Annotated in this window: 13 protein-coding genes and 1 pseudogene; 9 read left to right on the top strand and 5 right to left on the bottom strand. The window is 61.4% G+C overall.

Annotated features, from left to right (window positions below):
* Positions 1–246 precede the first annotated feature (246 nt).
* A complete protein-coding gene (gene ettA, locus GSQ77_RS02150; RefSeq protein ID WP_158898580.1) occupies positions 247–1,914 on the top strand; it encodes an energy-dependent translational throttle protein EttA in 1,668 nt (555 codons plus the stop codon).
* A gap of 129 nt (positions 1,915–2,043) precedes the next feature.
* On the opposite strand, the gene GSQ77_RS02155 is transcribed toward ettA, so the two are convergent.
* Both GSQ77_RS02155 and GSQ77_RS02160 read right to left on the bottom strand, forming a co-directional pair.
* Positions 2,044–3,954, bottom strand: coding sequence for an aminopeptidase P family protein (locus GSQ77_RS02155; protein ID WP_158898582.1), 1,911 nt, complete (start codon positions 3,952–3,954; stop codon positions 2,044–2,046).
* 81 nt (positions 3,955–4,035) lie between these two features.
* Positions 4,036–4,203, bottom strand: a complete 168-nt coding sequence (locus GSQ77_RS02160; RefSeq protein ID WP_158898584.1) for a hypothetical protein — start codon at positions 4,201–4,203, stop codon at positions 4,036–4,038.
* Between the two features lie 368 nt (positions 4,204–4,571).
* Between GSQ77_RS02160 and hemA the strand changes: the two genes are divergently transcribed.
* The 5 genes and pseudogenes from hemA to GSQ77_RS02185 all read left to right on the top strand — a co-directional run bounded on the left by hemA (position 4,572) and on the right by GSQ77_RS02185 (position 9,336).
* A complete protein-coding gene (gene hemA / locus GSQ77_RS02165) occupies positions 4,572–5,882 on the top strand; it encodes a glutamyl-tRNA reductase (protein ID WP_158898586.1) in 1,311 nt (436 codons plus the stop codon).
* 122 nt (positions 5,883–6,004) lie between these two features.
* The gene (gene prfA / locus GSQ77_RS02170; protein ID WP_158898588.1) at positions 6,005–7,087 is read left to right on the top strand and encodes a peptide chain release factor 1; all 1,083 of its coding nucleotides are present in this window, start codon (positions 6,005–6,007) and stop codon (positions 7,085–7,087) included.
* A 65-nt stretch (positions 7,088–7,152) separates the two neighbouring features.
* A pseudogene (locus GSQ77_RS02175) lies at positions 7,153–8,073 on the top strand (HemK/PrmC family methyltransferase); the annotation flags it as partial.
* Positions 8,074–8,329: 256 nt separating this feature from the next.
* A complete protein-coding gene (grxD, locus tag GSQ77_RS02180) occupies positions 8,330–8,641 on the top strand; it encodes a Grx4 family monothiol glutaredoxin (protein WP_158898592.1) in 312 nt (103 codons plus the stop codon).
* Positions 8,642–9,132: 491 nt separating this feature from the next.
* Complete coding sequence (locus GSQ77_RS02185; protein ID WP_158898594.1) at positions 9,133–9,336, top strand: cold-shock protein; 204 nt, start codon at positions 9,133–9,135, stop codon at positions 9,334–9,336.
* A gap of 240 nt (positions 9,337–9,576) precedes the next feature.
* On the opposite strand, the gene GSQ77_RS02190 is transcribed toward GSQ77_RS02185, so the two are convergent.
* The 3 genes from GSQ77_RS02190 to GSQ77_RS02200 form a co-directional block, all read right to left on the bottom strand.
* Entirely contained in the window at positions 9,577–10,827 is a 1,251-nt protein-coding gene (locus GSQ77_RS02190; RefSeq protein ID WP_158898596.1) for an Hsp70 family protein, read from the bottom strand.
* 47 nt (positions 10,828–10,874) lie between these two features.
* On the bottom strand, positions 10,875–11,468 hold the full coding sequence (locus tag GSQ77_RS02195; RefSeq protein WP_158898598.1) for a nitroreductase family protein: 594 nt from the start codon (positions 11,466–11,468) through the stop codon (positions 10,875–10,877).
* Positions 11,469–11,547: 79 nt separating this feature from the next.
* Positions 11,548–12,858, bottom strand: a complete 1,311-nt coding sequence (locus GSQ77_RS02200) for an MFS transporter (RefSeq protein WP_158898600.1) — start codon at positions 12,856–12,858, stop codon at positions 11,548–11,550.
* Positions 12,859–13,043: 185 nt separating this feature from the next.
* Between GSQ77_RS02200 and GSQ77_RS02205 the strand changes: the two genes are divergently transcribed.
* The 3 genes from GSQ77_RS02205 (at position 13,044) to GSQ77_RS02215 (ending at position 15,550) form a co-directional block, all read left to right on the top strand.
* A complete protein-coding gene (locus GSQ77_RS02205; RefSeq protein ID WP_158898602.1) occupies positions 13,044–13,658 on the top strand; it encodes a TetR/AcrR family transcriptional regulator in 615 nt (204 codons plus the stop codon).
* Between the two features lie 220 nt (positions 13,659–13,878).
* Positions 13,879–14,487: a DUF2939 domain-containing protein gene (locus GSQ77_RS02210; protein ID WP_158898605.1), complete on the top strand. Its 609-nt coding sequence runs from the start codon at positions 13,879–13,881 to the stop codon at positions 14,485–14,487.
* A 274-nt stretch (positions 14,488–14,761) separates the two neighbouring features.
* On the top strand, positions 14,762–15,550 hold the full coding sequence (locus tag GSQ77_RS02215) for an SDR family oxidoreductase (protein WP_158898607.1): 789 nt from the start codon (positions 14,762–14,764) through the stop codon (positions 15,548–15,550).
* The last annotated feature ends 144 nt before the right edge of the window (positions 15,551–15,694 follow it).

A 15,694-nucleotide genomic window follows, 5' to 3' on the forward strand; every position in this document is an offset into this window, starting at 1 on the left:
TTGCCTGCTCTCATGGGTGTCAATATGGGTTGGACCTGACACGGCCACCCCGCTTGCGGTTGCCACACGCGCGGGCGCGCTTCTCGCCCACTTCTCGCCGACCTCTCGGCGCCGTCTCGTGAGCTTCTCGCCGGTTGCCCGTGAATCCCGCAGCCCGATCCCGTACAATAACTGCTTGTTGCGCCGGGTCTCACGCTTTGTCACGCACCCCGCCACCCTCTTCCATCAAAGTTATCCGGACTCGCTATGGCACAGTATGTTTTCACCATGAATCGGGTGGGCAAGATCGTCCCGCCCAAACGCCAGATTCTGAAGAATATCAATTTGTCGTTTTTCCCTGGCGCCAAGATCGGCGTGCTCGGCCTGAACGGCTCGGGCAAATCGACCGTGCTGAAGATCATGGCCGGCCTGGATACGGAAATCGAAGGCGAAGCCACGCCGATGCCGAATCTGTCGATCGGCTATCTGCCGCAAGAACCGGTGATCGATCCGGAATTCACCGTGCGTCAGGCGGTCGAAGCAGGCCTGGGCGAAATTTTCTCGGCACAGCAAAAGCTCGAAGAGATCTACGCGGCCTACGCCGAAGAAGATGCCGACTTCGACGCGCTCGCGGCCGAACAAGCCAAGTATGAAGCGATCATCGCGGCCAGCGACGGCGCCAGCCCGGAGCAGCAGTTGGAGATCGCCGCCGACGCATTGCGCCTGCCGGCCTGGGACGCCAAGATCGGCCACCTGTCGGGTGGCGAAAAGCGCCGCGTTGCGCTGTGCCAATTGCTGCTGTCCAAACCCGACATGTTGCTGCTCGATGAGCCGACCAACCACTTGGACGCGGAATCGGTCGACTGGCTGGAGCAGTTCCTCACCCACTTCCCCGGCACCGTGGTGGCCGTCACCCACGATCGCTACTTCCTCGACAATGCCGCGGAATGGATCCTGGAATTGGACCGTGGACAAGGCATCCCATGGAAGGGCAATTACAGCTCATGGCTGGATCAGAAAGAAACGCGCCTGAAACAGGAAGAGTCCACGGAGTCGGCGCGCCAGAAAGCGCTGCACAAGGAGCTCGAATGGGTGCGTCAGAATCCGAAAGGCCGTCAAGCCAAATCGAAGGCGCGGATTGCGCGTTTCGAAGAGCTCAATAGCCAGGAATATCAGAAGCGCAACGAAACGCAGGAAATCTTTATTCCGGTGGCGGACCGCCTCGGCAATGAAGTGATTGAGTTCGTCAACGTCAGCAAAGCGTATGGCGACCGGCTGCTGATCGACAACCTGAATTTTTCGATTCCGGCCGGCGCAATCGTCGGCATCATCGGGCCGAACGGCGCCGGTAAATCGACGCTGTTTCGCATGATCACCGGACAGGAAACGCCCGATAGCGGCACCGTGAAAATCGGCCCGACCGTCAAGCTCGCTTATGTGGACCAGAGCCGCGACGCGCTGTCGAGCGACAAGACCGTGTTCGAGGAAATTTCAGGCGGTGCCGATATCCTGACCGTGGGCAAATACGAAACACCGTCTCGCGCCTACATCGGGCGCTTCAACTTCAAGGGTGGCGACCAGCAGAAAGTGGTCGGCAACTTGTCGGGCGGTGAGCGCGGCCGGCTGCATATGGCCAAGACGCTGATCGCGGGCGGCAATGTGCTGCTGCTGGATGAACCGTCCAATGACCTCGACGTGGAAACGCTGCGTGCGCTTGAAGATGCGCTGCTGGAATTCGCCGGCTCGGTGATGGTGATCTCGCACGATCGCTGGTTTCTCGATCGGATCGCGACACACATCCTGGCATTCGAAGGCGAATCGCAGGCGGTATTCTTCAACGGTAACTATCAGGAATACGAGGCCGACAAGGTCAAACGCCTGGGCGCGGAAGGGGCCAAGCCGAAGCGGCTGCGGTATAAGCCGATTACGCGTTAAATCGCTGCATTGGATCGCCAGGTTAAATTGCCGGGTTAGATCGCTTTAGCGCCAACGTCAGCAAAACAGGCCCGCAGGCCCGGTCTTCACCGAGCTTGCGGGCCTGTTTCTTTTTGTGGTGCCAGCGGTCTAAATGCGGGCGTCAGAGTCTGGATACGGCGCCAACATCTTGATCGCTTCGGTGCGCTCCATCAACCAACTCGCGGCGGCCCCACTGACATGCGGTGCCAGGCGCGCCCGCACCGTTGCATGATAGTCGTTGAGCCAGGCGATCTCTTCCGTGCTGAGCAATGTTCGATCAAGGCAGCGCGTATCGATCGGACACAGCGTAAGCGTCTCGAATTTGAGGAATGTCCCGAACTCGGACTCCCCATCGGGCACGTTGAGCACGAGATTCTCGATGCGCACGCCCCAGCCACCCGGCCGATAAACCCCCGGTTCGATCGACGTGATCATGCCCGCCTCCATCGCGGTGTAAGGCTCGGCCGGCGCATGGTACGAAATGACCTGCGGCCCTTCGTGCACGTTCAGAAAATATCCGACGCCGTGGCCGGTACCGTGGCCGTAATCGAGGCCCGCCTGCCACATCGGTGCGCGCGCCAGGGCATCGAGCATCGGCGAGCGAATCCCGCGCGGAAAGCGCGCTCGAGAAAGCGCAATCACGCCTTTGAGCACTATCGTGAAATCGCGCTTTTGCTCAGCGCTCGGCGTGCCGATCGGTACGACACGGGTGATATCGGTCGTGCCGCTCACATACTGACCGCCGGAGTCGATGAGCAGCAAACCATCGCCTTCGATCACCGAATGCGCTTCGGCGGTGGCGCGGTAGTGCGGCATTGCACCGTTGGCGTTGAAGCCGGCTATCGTCGCAAAGCTCAACGAAATGAAACCCGGCCGCCGGGCGCGCGCGGCACTCAGATGTTCATCGATGGTTAGCTCGGTAATCCTTTCGCTACGCGGCGCTTCACCGTCCTGAGGTTCACTTCCTTGCGCTTCACTACCTTGCGCCCCACCACCCTGCACCGCCTCGAACCACGCGAAAAATTCGCAAAGCGCCGCGCCATCCTGCTCCATCGTCGCGCGCACTTGCGCCGCTTCGGCTTCGCTCTTGCGAGACTTGGCAAACGTCGAGGGGTTCACCGCCTCGACCAGCGCGACACGGCTCGCGTCCACCGCTTGCACCAAACCATAGGTCACTCGACGTGGATCGATCAGCAGTTTGGTTTGGGCCGGCAATGCGGCAAGCGCCGCCGATACCTCGGCGTAAGGCGCCAACTTGATGCGATCCGCGGCCAAAGCCTGGGCCAGTTCCGCTGAAATCTTGCCCTCCGCGACAAAAAGCGCCGCGCGATCGTGGCCGAGCAGCAAGTGGGCGACATATACCGGGTTGTAGCTAACGTCCGCGCCGCGCAAGTTGAGCAACCAAGCGATATCGTCGAGCGTCGAGATAAAGTGCCAGTCGGCGCCATGCGCCTGCATGGCCTGACGTACCAGCGCGAGCTTTTCGGCGCGCGTATGCGGCGCAAACGGCGCCTCATGAGCAAACACCTGGGCCGTCGGCAAGCTGGGCCGATCCGGCCAGACCGCATCGAGCAGATCGATATCGGTCGCGAGCTCAATGCCGCGCGCGCTCAGTACACCTTGCAAGGCGCGGGCAGCCGCCATCGCGAGCACGGTACCGTCAACCGCCACCCGCGCGCCCTGCGGCAGATTGGCGGCTAACCAATCCGCGTGCGGCTGGGTTTCCCCGGCGCGGATTTTCATCAATTCGATGCCGCTCCCGGCCAACTGCGCTTCGGCTTGCACCCAATAGCGACTGTCGACCCACAGCCCGGCGAACGTCTCGGTAGCCACCAATGTGCCGACCGAACCGGTGAACCCGGACAACCAGCTGCGCCCTTGCCAGCGCTGCGGCAGGTATTCGGACAAATGCGGATCGGAGGAAGGCACGATGCAAGCAGCCAACCCTTGTTCGCGCAGCGCAGCGCGCAGGCGCTCCAGGCGTTGTGCCGGAGCGGAAACGGGGGTTCGTGCATTCATGTTGAAACCTGTCGGTTGAGACTAGGCCGCCTGGGCGGCTGCCGCCGCGACGAACCCGGTCCGGATAGATCAAAGTGCGGCTTAGCGCGCCGCTACGCTGCCCAACACCGTAACTGTTGCAATGGCAGCCAGCACGGTCGCCAGCCACTCCAGGGTTTGGCCATCGTAAAAGAAACCGGTCAAATTGCCTGCCAGCTTGGCAACGACCGCCGCGGCAGCGGCCAATACCACGACCAACCAAAGACGCATGCCCGCTCGCGCGCGCGGGCGTTGCAACCACCAGCCAGATAGGCCCACTACCGCTCCCAAGAATATCGTACCGATCCAGCCCATGTGCCCCCTTTGCCCTGATGAACCCTGCGCGCGGCTTTCACACGCTGCTTTCGCGCTGCTTTTTTACGTTTCCCGCGCGTTCGGGCGCGCGCCCCTCATGCGCTGCACTCAGGCACTGCGCGCTTCGGCTATCGGCCGAGTGTAATGGCCGGCGCCGGATACGCGCAAGCGGCCCGCACGCGACGCCCCGGCCGGCCCGAAGCGTCAAGCTGCACACCCGCCATTCATTGAAAATGAGAAAAATCCAAAAACGCTATAATATCGGCCTTAGGAGTCGGCCAGACATGCAACTGCTTGCCATCGGGATCAATCATCACACCGCGCCGGTCGCTTTACGCGAACGCGTGGCGTTCCCGCTCGAGCAGATCAAACCGGCCCTGCTGACGCTTAAACAGGCGTGGCTGGGCCGCGAGACGCGGCGCGCCGACGCACCGCCCAAACTCAACGTGGCGGAAGCGGCGATTCTCTCGACCTGCAATCGCACCGAACTGTATTGCGCAACCGACGATCGGGCCGCGCGCGAGCAAGCGGTGCTCTGGCTGTCGAGATATCACAACCTGCCGCCCGAAGAACTTGCGCCACATGTTTATGCGCTTCCGCAGTCAGAAGCGATACGCCATGCGTTTCGCGTCGCGAGCGGGCTGGACTCCATGGTGCTGGGCGAAACGCAGATTCTCGGTCAGCTCAAGGATGCCGTACGTACCGCGTCCGAAGCCGGCGCGTTGGGCACTTACCTGAACCAGTTATTCCAGCGCACCTTTGCGGTGGCCAAGGAAGTACGGGGCCAGACGGAGATCGGTGCGCATTCGGTATCCATGGCGGCCGCAGCAGTCAGGCTGGCCCAGCGCATTTTCGAAAACATTTCGACCCAGCGCGTGCTGTTTATCGGCGCGGGCGAAATGATCGATCTTTGCGCCACGCATTTTGCCGCGCAAAACCCGCGCGAGCTGGTGGTCGCCAATCGCACCGCCGAGCGCGGCGCGAAACTGGCCGACCGCTTTAACGGCCACGCGATGCCGCTGTCGGATGTGCCTGCGCGGCTACACGAATTCGATATCGTGGTTTCGTGTACTGCCAGCACTTTGCCTATCATCGGCTTGGGCGCGGTCGAAAGCGCTTTGCGAGCACGCCGTCGTCGGCCGATTTTCATGGTCGACCTGGCCGTGCCGCGCGATATCGAACCGGAGGTCGGCAAGCTCGAAGACGTGTTTCTCTATACGGTCGACGATCTGGGCACCATCGTGAGCCAGGGCAATGCCTTGCGTCAGGCCGCCGTTGCACAAGCCGAAGCGATCATCGAAACCCGCGTGCAGCATTTCATGCAGTGGATCGATGCGCGCAGCGTGGTACCGGTGATCCGCGGCCTGCACGCGCAAGCCGACCAAGTGCGCCGCTTCGAACTGGAACGCGCGCAAAAGATGCTGGCGCGCGGCGACGACCCGGCCAGCGTGCTGGAAGCGCTGTCGCAATCGCTCACCAACAAATTCCTGCATGGCCCGACCCACGCGCTGAACCACGCGAGCGGCCACCAGCGCGAGTCGCTGGTGACGCTGCTGCCAGAACTGTTCAAGTCCTCGGGTTCTTCAGACCGTTAGCGCCGCTCGCTCGCGCGACGCCTGTTTCAGGCGCGCTCGCAGGCGTCCTCCCGCGAGGCGCGCCGACGCCCTGCCGTATCGGCTCTCCCCTCTCCATCCCGACGTTGTTATCGGTACGCGTAATGAAAAAAAGCATGCAAGACAAACTCGATCAGCTGGTGACCCGGCTGGCCGAGCTCGGTTTATTGTTGAATCAGCCCGATGTCACCGCCAATCTCGACCAATATCGCAAGTTGACCCGCGAGCATGCCGAATTGTCGCCGCTGGTGGAGCAATACGAATTGTGGAAACAGGCTCACACCGACGAGGCGACCGCGCTCGAACTGGCCTCGGACCCGTCGATGAAGGCCTTTGCCGAAGAGGAAGTGGGTTCGGCGCGCACGCAGATGGCCGCGCTAGAGGAGGCACTGCAAAAGATGCTGCTGCCCAAAGATCCCAACGACGAGCGCAATATCTTTCTGGAAATCCGCGCCGGCACCGGTGGCGATGAGAGCGCGCTGTTTGCGGGCGCGTTGCTGCGCATGTACATGCGTTATGCGGAACGGCAGCGCTGGCAGGTGGAAATGATGTCGGAAAGCGCATCGGACCTGGGAGGTTACAAGGAAGTGATTATCCGCATCATCGGTCAGGGCGCGTTTTCGCACTTGAAGTTCGAATCGGGCGGTCACCGGGTGCAGCGCGTGCCCGAGACCGAAGCGCAGGGGCGCATTCACACCTCGGCGTGCACGGTCGCGGTGATGCCGGAGGCCGACGAATTGAGCGACGTGGTGATCAACCCCGCGGATTTGCGTATCGATACGTTCCGCGCTTCGGGTGCGGGTGGGCAGCACATCAACAAGACCGATTCCGCGGTGCGCGTGACTCACCTGCCGACCGGGATCGTCGTCGAATGCCAGGACGACCGCTCGCAGCACAAGAACAAGGACAAGGCTCTGAAGGTGCTGGCGGCGCGCATTAACGACAAGCAGGCACAGGAACAGCATGCCAAGGAAGCGGCAACGCGCAAGAGCCTGGTCGGTTCCGGGGATCGCTCGGAGCGCATCCGCACCTACAATTTTCCGCAAGGGCGCATGACCGATCATCGTATCAACCTAACGCTCTACAAGCTCGACTACATCATGGATGGCGATCTCGACGAGTTGGTTCGCTCGCTGGTCAGCGAGCATCAAGCCGAGTTGCTCGCGGCACTCGGAGATGGCGATTGAGCATGGGCCACGCCCCGACTCCAACGACGATTGCGACGGTTGCGGCGCTACTGCATGCAGCCGCACGCTCGCCGCTCGATCCACGTGAAGCGCGCATCCTGCTGGCCCATGCGCTGGGCTGGCCGCGTACCGCGTTGATCACGCGCGATCAGGATAGGCTCGAACCCGCAGCGGTTGCACGCTATCAGGCGTTGGCGCAGCGGCGGCTGGCCGGTGAGCCGGTCGCGCAGTTGCTTGGGACACGCGAGTTTTATGGGCTTGAATTCAGCGTGACACCGTCGGTGTTGATCCCGCGCCCGGAAACCGAGCTACTGGTCGAACAGGCGCTGCAAGCTTGTGTCGGCATGGTCGCGCCCGCGCTTCTCGATCTGGGCACCGGCAGCGGCGCGATCGCGATTGCGTTGGCCTATAGCCGGCCGGACGCCAGCGTTACGGCCACCGATCGCAGCGCGCAAGCGCTGGGTGTCGCCCAACGCAATGCCAACCGCTTGCTGCCCGCTGACCGCGCGGGGGGCGCGTTGCGGTTGCTGGCCGGTGATTGGTTCGCCGCGCTTGAGTCGAAAGACGGTCTACAAACCGAGGCGGCGCTTGGGTCTGCGGATACGAGTGATGCAGATGAACGTGAGGCTGGCGTCGCGGGACCAACTACGGCGCAAGCCGTTGTGGCGCAGCGCTTCCATGTGATCGTCAGCAACCCGCCGTATATTCGGGCAGACGATCCGCATTTGTTGCAAGGCGATCTGCGCTTCGAACCCCGCGGCGCCCTCACAGACGAAGCCGATGGGCTCAGCGCGATACGCGCAATCGTCGCCGGCGCGCCTGCACACTTGCTGGCCGACGGCGCACTGTGGATCGAGCACGGCTATGACCAAGCTCAGGATGTCGCCGCCCTGCTGCACACACGAGGCTTCGACGCGGTGGAATCCATCGCCGACCTGGCTGGCATCGACCGGATCACCGGTGGCCGTTGGCGTTGCGCGAAGTGAGTCCCGAAGATGGATACCGAAGTGGGCACCTCAGCAGCTTCGTAAGCGAGGTCCCCAAGCCAGGTCACCGAGCCAGATTCCCGAACCAAGTTCTCTCGCGCCAGCCCGACTCGCCAGACGTGGTACAAATCCGCGCCCGCGCAGGCCGGAAAGCCCCGCCAGATGGCCTGCGGTACCGCAAAAGAAGAAATCCGCTATCATTGATGATGCTAGCAACGTACAATTTTACGTGCAACTTTTTTAGGCAATCCTGATCATGACTACGCAAGAACGCATCAAACAAATCGTCGACTCGAATTCGGTTGTGCTCTTTATGAAGGGCACGGCGCAGTTTCCGATGTGCGGCTTTTCCGGCCGGGCGATCCAGATCCTGAAGGCGGTCGGCGCGAACCAGTTGCACACGGTGAATGTGCTCGAAGACGACGAAATCCGCCAAGGCATCAAGGAATTCGCCAATTGGCCGACGATTCCGCAGCTTTACTTGAACGGCGAGTTCATCGGCGGCTCGGACATCATGATGGAAATGTACGAATCGGGTGAATTGCAGCAACTCTTCACCACAGCCTGAAGCACGCTCGCGATGCCAGCATCGTAGCGTCCCGCTATGCGTCGCGTTGTCGTGGCAATGACCGGGGCCTCAGGCGCGGTGTAGGGCGTGAGGTTGCTCGACCTATTTGCGCTCGCCCCAGCCGCTACCCCAAGCTGGACCGGCCTGCGCGATCCACAGGCCGATTCCGCGCTTTAAACGGATCTCGCCCGGCATCTCAAAAGGACGGCGCATTCGGTCTATTTGCCCCTTAGAACCCGGTATTTCGGTATTTTTTACGCCCTGTCTGCCGGGGCGAGTAGAACTTTGCAGAAAATAGTTAGAAAATTAATTCAAAGGGCTTGACCCAATCAGTGAATGGCCGTATAAAGACGTAGCAGGATTTTCAAGCGGCGAGTATTTGTCCACTAGCAGTCGCCCATCAACGGTACTTCGGTTGTCATATTCACCCTTCCTTGATTCCGTGCACAACGAGCCTCGGCTCACTTCAATTTTTATTTTAGGAAAGTAATATGGAAACCGGCACCGTCAAATGGTTTAACGATGCAAAAGGCTTTGGCTTCATTACCCCCGACGGCGGCGGTGAAGATCTGTTCGCCCACTTCTCGGAAATTCGTGCAGACGGCTTCAAGACGCTGCAAGAAAACCAAAAGGTCAGCTTCGAAGTGAAGAATGGCCCGAAGGGTAAGCAAGCCGCTAACATCAAGCCGCTGTAAGGTTTGTTGAAAGCAGTCGGGCCGCTGTAAAGCTGGCCTGACCAGAAAAAACCCCGCTAAAGCGGGGTTTTTTTCGTCCAAATTTTGTGGTCTACGCTGACGTCGTGGCTTCGTCATGGCGGCTTCCTCCTGTCTTGCCTCGCAGCCGCTGCTATCGTCCGTGTCCGGCCTTCAGCGGCGTCCCGCCCACGCTCTGTCGCCTACACCCTATCGTCGGTCGGGCGTAGGCTACGCGGGCCTTTAGGCGAAGATGCGTTGCGCATGGATGCCCAAGCCCTTGGCGACGCTGGCCAATGCATCGCCAAACACGCGCTCGGCCTCGGGAAACTGCACGGCAATCGCATCCGTCAGGAATTTCAGCCCAGTAGTGCCGCCCGTGAAATAAATCGCCGCGACCTGCTCCGGTGCCACCCCGGCCAGCGCTACCGTATGCCGCGCAGCCGTCGCTATGCGTTGAGCCTCTTCGGCCCCGGCTTCGACCATCTGTCGCTCGTCGAAGCCGATACGCAACGCCTCTTCCACCTGCTCCAGATCGATCTCGGTGCGCCCGCCCGCCGCCACCGCAATCTTGGCGTGCTCAGCCTGCCCCATCAACGCATGGCCCAGGCGCCGCTCGACCACGCGCATAAGCCGCTGATGGTGTAGCGGGTTGGTGTACAGATGTTTCATCAGTCTGAATTCGCCGTAACGGCGGGCCGAATAGACCGTATTGATCAAATGCCAAGTCGCCAGATCGAAGTAGACCTTGCTCGGCACCTCACGGCCTTCACGCGCCACCGCCTGATAGCCGAGTTCACGCAGGATGCTGGCCAGCTCCACGCGCTTGTCGAAATCGGTGCCGGCCACGTGTACGCCGTAATGCGCGAGCACATCGGCTTTGCGGTCCAACTGCTTCATGCGCTTGGGGCCCACCCGCACCAGCGAAAAGTCCGACGTGCCGCCGCCGATATCGGCGACCAGCACCAAGCGTTCTTCGCCAAGCTGCGATTCGTAGTCGAACGCCGCAGCGATGGGTTCGTATTGAAAATGGATTTCGCGAAAGCCAACGGACTGCGCTGCGGCCGCCAACTGGTTTTGTGCGAGCAAGTCGGCCACGGGATCGTCGTCGACGAAGAATACCGGGCGCCCCAACACCGCGCGATCCAGCGGTGCGTGGGCGCAGGCTTCGGCCTTGCTCTTGAGATGTTGAAGGAACAACGTGATGACATCGACAAAGCGGATCGCACTGCCGTCGCCGATGTCGGTGGTCTGCTCCGCGAGCGCCGAGCCGAGTATGCTTTTCATCGAGCGCATCAGGCGCCCGTCGTAGCCGTCCACGTAGGCCTGAACCGCTGCCCGGCCGAACTCGCGAGTCCCTTCGTCGACGTTGAAAAACACCGCGGTCGGTAAAGTTTGCAGGGACCCTTCGACCTCGGCCAAGCGTACCGCCGATAATTGCGGCAACGCTACGGCCGAATTCGAAGTCCCAAAATCAATAGCGCAGAAAGTCATGTCATCCAATTAAATGCGACCACACGGCGCACCCTTGGCGACACCGCTTACATTGATACACCCCACGCGCCGTTATACGCGACCTCGCCCAACGGCGAGCGCAGGCGTGCCGCCTGCTCGCGCTCCAGCAACTTGCCCTCCATCTGCTGGCGATCCCCATGATGACCCACGACTATCATGGCCATGACCTCAACGCCCGCAGGAATCGCAAAGCTTTCCCGCAACTGGCCGGCGTCAAAGCCGGCCATCTGATGCGCAGCAAGTCCGAGCGCGTGAGCCTGCAGGGTCAGCGAAAAAGCCGCTGCGCCTGTGTCGTACTGAGCGGTGCCGATAGGCTCGCCTTTGGCATTCACAGTTTGCGCGCAGACTACCACCAGCACGGGCGCTCCCGCAACCCATCCCTGGTTGAACGGCACCAGTGCGGCAAAGGCTCGATCATACGCGTTTGCGTCGGTGGTGCGATCACACACAATAAAACGCCACGGTTGCGCGTTCGACGAAGATGGCGCCCAGCGCGCGGCTTCCAGCATGGCGTGCACATCTTCGGCGCTAACGGCTTGCCGCGATAGTGCACGCGGGCTCCAGCGGCCGGCCAGCAAAGGATCGATCGGAACGGTGGTAGGAGCGGGTTTGGTGGTCATCGATTTTCCAGGCAAAGGGTTAAACGATCAGGGTTTGAAATCGTGGATGCAATTTTACCCCGACAGCCCGCTTGGTCGCTCAGGCCGGCACGGCGGGCGCGCGCACCTTGGGGTTGCGATGGATACGCAAGACCATCACGGCGGCAACCAGGCACAAGCCGCCCGACACGGTCGACGCCAGCGTGTAGTTGCCCAGGCTCGAGCGCATCATCCCTGCGCCGAGCACCGCGAAGGCTGCGCCGAGCTGGTGTCCGGCCACGATCCAGCCGAACACGACCGGCGCGGCTTTCGCGCCGAACACGTCGGAGGTCAGCTTGACCGTAGGCGGCACGGTCGCGATCCAGTCCAGACCATAAAAAATGGCAAATATGGGCAAACCGTAGAAATCGAATCCAAACGCATAGGGCAGATAAATCAGCGACAAGCCACGAAAACCGTAGTAGCAGCACAACAAGTACCGGCTATTGTAGCGATCCGACAGCCAGCCCGAGAAGGTCGTGCCGAACAGGTCAAGTATGCCCATCGCGGCCAGCATGCTCGCGCCCTGCACTTCGCTCAGGCCGTGATCGGCGCACATCGCGATGAAATGCGTGCCGATATAGCCGTTGGTGCTGGCGCCACACACGAAGAAGCTGAAAAAAAGCAGCCAGAAATCGCGCGAGCGCGCCGCGACGAACAAGGTGTTGAACGCCAGCGCGATCGGATTGCCGGTGACCGGCGTGGCGCCTATCGGTGAGTCGGGACTCTCGCCTATCATCCGCAAGCCCACTTGCTGCGGATTTTCAGGCATCAAGAACGCCACCAACGGGATGACCACGGCAGCGGCGAGCGCCACGATCAGCACCACCGAGCGCCAGCCCGCATGCTCGGCTACAGCCGCCAGCATGGGCAGGAACACCAATTGGCCGGTCGCCGTGCTGGCGGTCAAAATACCCATGGCCAAGCCGCGATGTTTGACGAACCAGCGTCCGACGATCGTCGCCGACAGCGACAGCGCCACCACACCCGTTGAACTGCCGACCACCAAGCCCCAGATCAAAACCATCTGCCACGGTGTACGCATCATCGTGGACAAGCCGATTCCAGCGGCCAGCACACTCAGCGCAGTGAGCACCGTACGGCGCACGCCGAAGCGCTGCATGGCCGCAGCGGCAAACGGCCCCATCAAGCCGTAGAGCGCGATGTTCACTGAAATCGCCAGCGAAACCGTTGCGCGGCTCCAGCCGAATTCGTGCTCGAGCGGCAGCATCATCACGCTAGGCGTGGCGCGCGTACCGGCGCCCGCCAGCAGCACCAGAAAAGTCACCGCCAGCGTCAACCAACCGTAGTGGAAGTGTGGACGTATGCGTCGGGCGAGATGCTCACGGGTAGCGGCCAAAGATAAATTCATGCAACTCTCGACTTTGCGGAAAATGGACTGCGCGTTGACTTTGCCCCGCTCGGGGATCCGACGAGCCTGAAACAAGCGCCCAAGCTTGCGTTGCTGTGTCTGCTGCGTTGTTACCGAACCGTAACAACGCACTTGCGAGCTTAGTTACCGAGCAGTAACATGTCAAGCGTCTCAGGAGACATTTGATGAAACACCCGCACGGTCACATCGCTGCCCGCACCTCTGGCACACAGGCACAGGAGCAGCTATTGAACGCCGCTGCCGATTTATTTTATCGGGAAGGGGTGCGCTGCGTCGGAATCGACGCGGTGATCGCCCGTGCGGGCCTGAACAAAATGAGTCTGTACCGGCAGTTCCGCTCGAAAGACGCCTTGGTCTTGGCTTATCTCGAACGCCGCAACATTTTGTTTTGGGAAAAATTCGAAGCGTGCGTCGCGCGCGCGCCGGATGCGCCCGCACAGCAATTGATGCATATTTTTTCCGAGAACCTCGGACGGGCGTCAAGCGTCGACAATAGCTACCGAGGCTGCCCGTTCGTCAATGTCGCTGCCGAGTTTGGCGATCCGGGCCATCCGGTGCGCAAGTTCGTGCTGCAACACAAAGAGCGTTTGCTGAGCAGGCTGACCGAGATCGCGGCCGCAGCGGGCGCGCGCGAACCAGCCGAACTCGCTTGCGGACTCGCGCTGCTGCTCGAGGGGTTTTATGCCGCCAGCCAGACCTACGGTTTGCAACACCCGGTGGTAAAGGCGTCGGTGGAATGCGCCGGGCAATTGATCGAGGCCGCCACCACGCCCGCCTGATCGTGTCAGAGACCTCGGCACCGGAAGTTTACTCGGGGGCTTATGTTCGCTGCCACTCCTTGCGTAGATCAGTTTGGACGCACAATGTAGGCATGCATCGCTCGCGTGTGTCGCAAATCCGTATATTGAACAGGGCTTAGTAGCGGCCCTGCCTATCGCTTATCGCTTCATGACCTGATGTTGGCAGCCCGGTGCCGACATCGTGTCGTGCCGGAAGATCATGCAAAAGAAAGTGGTGGTACCCGTCGTTTCAGTCGTGCTCGTGGTGCTGGCCTTGGCGGCAAGCAGCTATTTCAGCCCCTATTACACGATTTACCAAATGAAGAAGGCAATCGACCAGCGCGACGCCAAGGCTTTTTCGCAATACATCGATTTTCCCGCGCTGCGCCAAAACATCAATGAACAACTGCAAGCCGAAGTACGCCGCCAGTTGTCCACGCCGGCGACCCGCGATAATCCGCTGGCTCAGTTGGGTGCGGCAATCGTATCGAACGTGGCCAAGCCCAAGCTGGATGCGGAGGTATCGCCGGCTGGCGTGATGTTGATGCTCAGGCGTGGCTCATTGCGGGCCGCCGCGGGCGAAGAGCCCGAGGCGGACACGCCGCAAGCGGCGCGCGCCAAATCCGCCAATCGGAGCACGGCGTCATCGGCCGCGCCCCCCGATAGAGTTCTAGCCGCCCGCAAAGCACAGTACTGGATCCGCTACACCAACGCATCGACCGTAGTCGCTTCCAATGAGGCCAGGCATATCGCCTTCACGTTCCGGCGCGTCGGCATCTGGTCCTGGCGCTTGGTTGGCGCCACCTTACCCCTCAAGAACGTGGAATAAACGCCGGCTTCGGTCTGTTAGCGTCAGCGCAGGGCTGCCCGCTTCCACAATCTGCGCCCCGGACACCCGCACCGTGCCGCACACCAAAACGCGCAGCAATTGAACCTGTTGGTTCGGGCGATGCCGAATACTGCGCTGGGTGCGATAAAAAGCGCGCTGCCTGAAACAACCACGACGGCAACTAAAACCGCAACGGCAACCAGCGGCATTCGAATACCACCGGCAACACCGGACCTTGGATTGTCGCGGCGAACGCATCATCAGGAGAAGCACGATGTTCAACTACCGCGGTTCAACTGCGCTGATCACCGGCGCCTCGTCAGGGCTAGGCGAGCAGTTTGCCGAAACGCTGGCAGCACGCGGATGCAGCGTCATCTTGGTGGCCCGCTCCGACGCCGCCCTCGATGCGCTCGCCACCCGGCTCACGACCACCTATGGCGTGGCCGCCTATGCGCTGCGCGCAGACCTTGCCGACCCGTTCGCACCGGCGGTGCTGCATGACGACGTCTCGCGCCTCGGACTGAAGGTGGACATGCTGATCAACAACGCGGGCTTCGGCCTCGGCGGCGCTTTTTTGAGCCACCCGCTGCGGCGGGAGCAGGAGCAAATCCAGGTCAACGTTCAAGCGCTGGTGGCGCTGACCCATTTGTTCGTGCCGGGAATGGTAGCAAGAGGCGGCGGGGGGGTGATCAACGTGGCATCTTCGGCGGCTTTTCAGGGCTTGCCGTATCTGGGCGTGTATGCGGCCACCAAAGCGTTCGTACTGAGTTTCAGCGAGGCCTTGTGGCGCGAACTGCGCGCAGGCGGCGTGCACGTCCTGGCTGTCTGCCCAGGACCTGTGGCGACCCGCTTCTTCGAGCAAATGGGCAGTTCGGTATCCACGGCGAAGATGGACCTGCCGGCCACCATCGTCGAGGCGTCGCTGCTAGCGTTCGAGCGCCGCCGGCCCGTGGTCATTCCGGGCAAGCTGTCGGTGCGGCTAGGTGCCTGGGCCACGCGCCTGCTTACGCGCGCCGCCGTTACGCGAACCGCGGAAAGGGTGAGCCGTCGACTGCAAGGTTGAGCCGCTTGCACGGCCGACTCTGTTTAGCTGCAATGCGCTTGGCGCTTAACGCCTAAGCGTCGTCTTTCCGTACTCGGGCCGTCTTGCGGTACAATCGCGGTCCGCGCTGAAAAAACACCTCGGCGTTTTGCCGTCCGCCCTTGT

This window comes from Burkholderia sp. L27(2015), from assembly GCF_009765705.1.
Lineage (GTDB): Bacteria > Pseudomonadota > Gammaproteobacteria > Burkholderiales > Burkholderiaceae > LMUX01.

Bases quoted from the DNA above. Each gene is read 5' to 3' on its own strand.
- ettA (WP_158898580.1), top strand. From the start codon at position 247: ATGGCACAGTATGTTTTCACCATGAATCGGGTGGGCAAGATCGTCCCG.
- GSQ77_RS02160 (WP_158898584.1), bottom strand. From the start codon at position 4,203: ATGCGTCTTTGGTTGGTCGTGGTATTGGCCGCTGCCGCGGCGGTCGTT.
- GSQ77_RS02210 (WP_158898605.1), top strand. From the start codon at position 13,879: ATGCAAAAGAAAGTGGTGGTACCCGTCGTTTCAGTCGTGCTCGTGGTG.
- prfA (WP_158898588.1), top strand. From the start codon at position 6,005: ATGAAAAAAAGCATGCAAGACAAACTCGATCAGCTGGTGACCCGGCTG.
- GSQ77_RS02155 (WP_158898582.1), bottom strand. From the start codon at position 3,954: ATGAATGCACGAACCCCCGTTTCCGCTCCGGCACAACGCCTGGAGCGC.
- GSQ77_RS02195 (WP_158898598.1), bottom strand. From the start codon at position 11,468: ATGACCACCAAACCCGCTCCTACCACCGTTCCGATCGATCCTTTGCTG.
- GSQ77_RS02200 (WP_158898600.1), bottom strand. From the start codon at position 12,858: ATGAATTTATCTTTGGCCGCTACCCGTGAGCATCTCGCCCGACGCATA.
- GSQ77_RS02190 (WP_158898596.1), bottom strand. From the start codon at position 10,827: ATGACTTTCTGCGCTATTGATTTTGGGACTTCGAATTCGGCCGTAGCG.
- grxD (WP_158898592.1), top strand. From the start codon at position 8,330: ATGACTACGCAAGAACGCATCAAACAAATCGTCGACTCGAATTCGGTT.
- hemA (WP_158898586.1), top strand. From the start codon at position 4,572: ATGCAACTGCTTGCCATCGGGATCAATCATCACACCGCGCCGGTCGCT.
- GSQ77_RS02185 (WP_158898594.1), top strand. From the start codon at position 9,133: ATGGAAACCGGCACCGTCAAATGGTTTAACGATGCAAAAGGCTTTGGC.
- GSQ77_RS02215 (WP_158898607.1), top strand. From the start codon at position 14,762: ATGTTCAACTACCGCGGTTCAACTGCGCTGATCACCGGCGCCTCGTCA.
- GSQ77_RS02205 (WP_158898602.1), top strand. From the start codon at position 13,044: ATGAAACACCCGCACGGTCACATCGCTGCCCGCACCTCTGGCACACAG.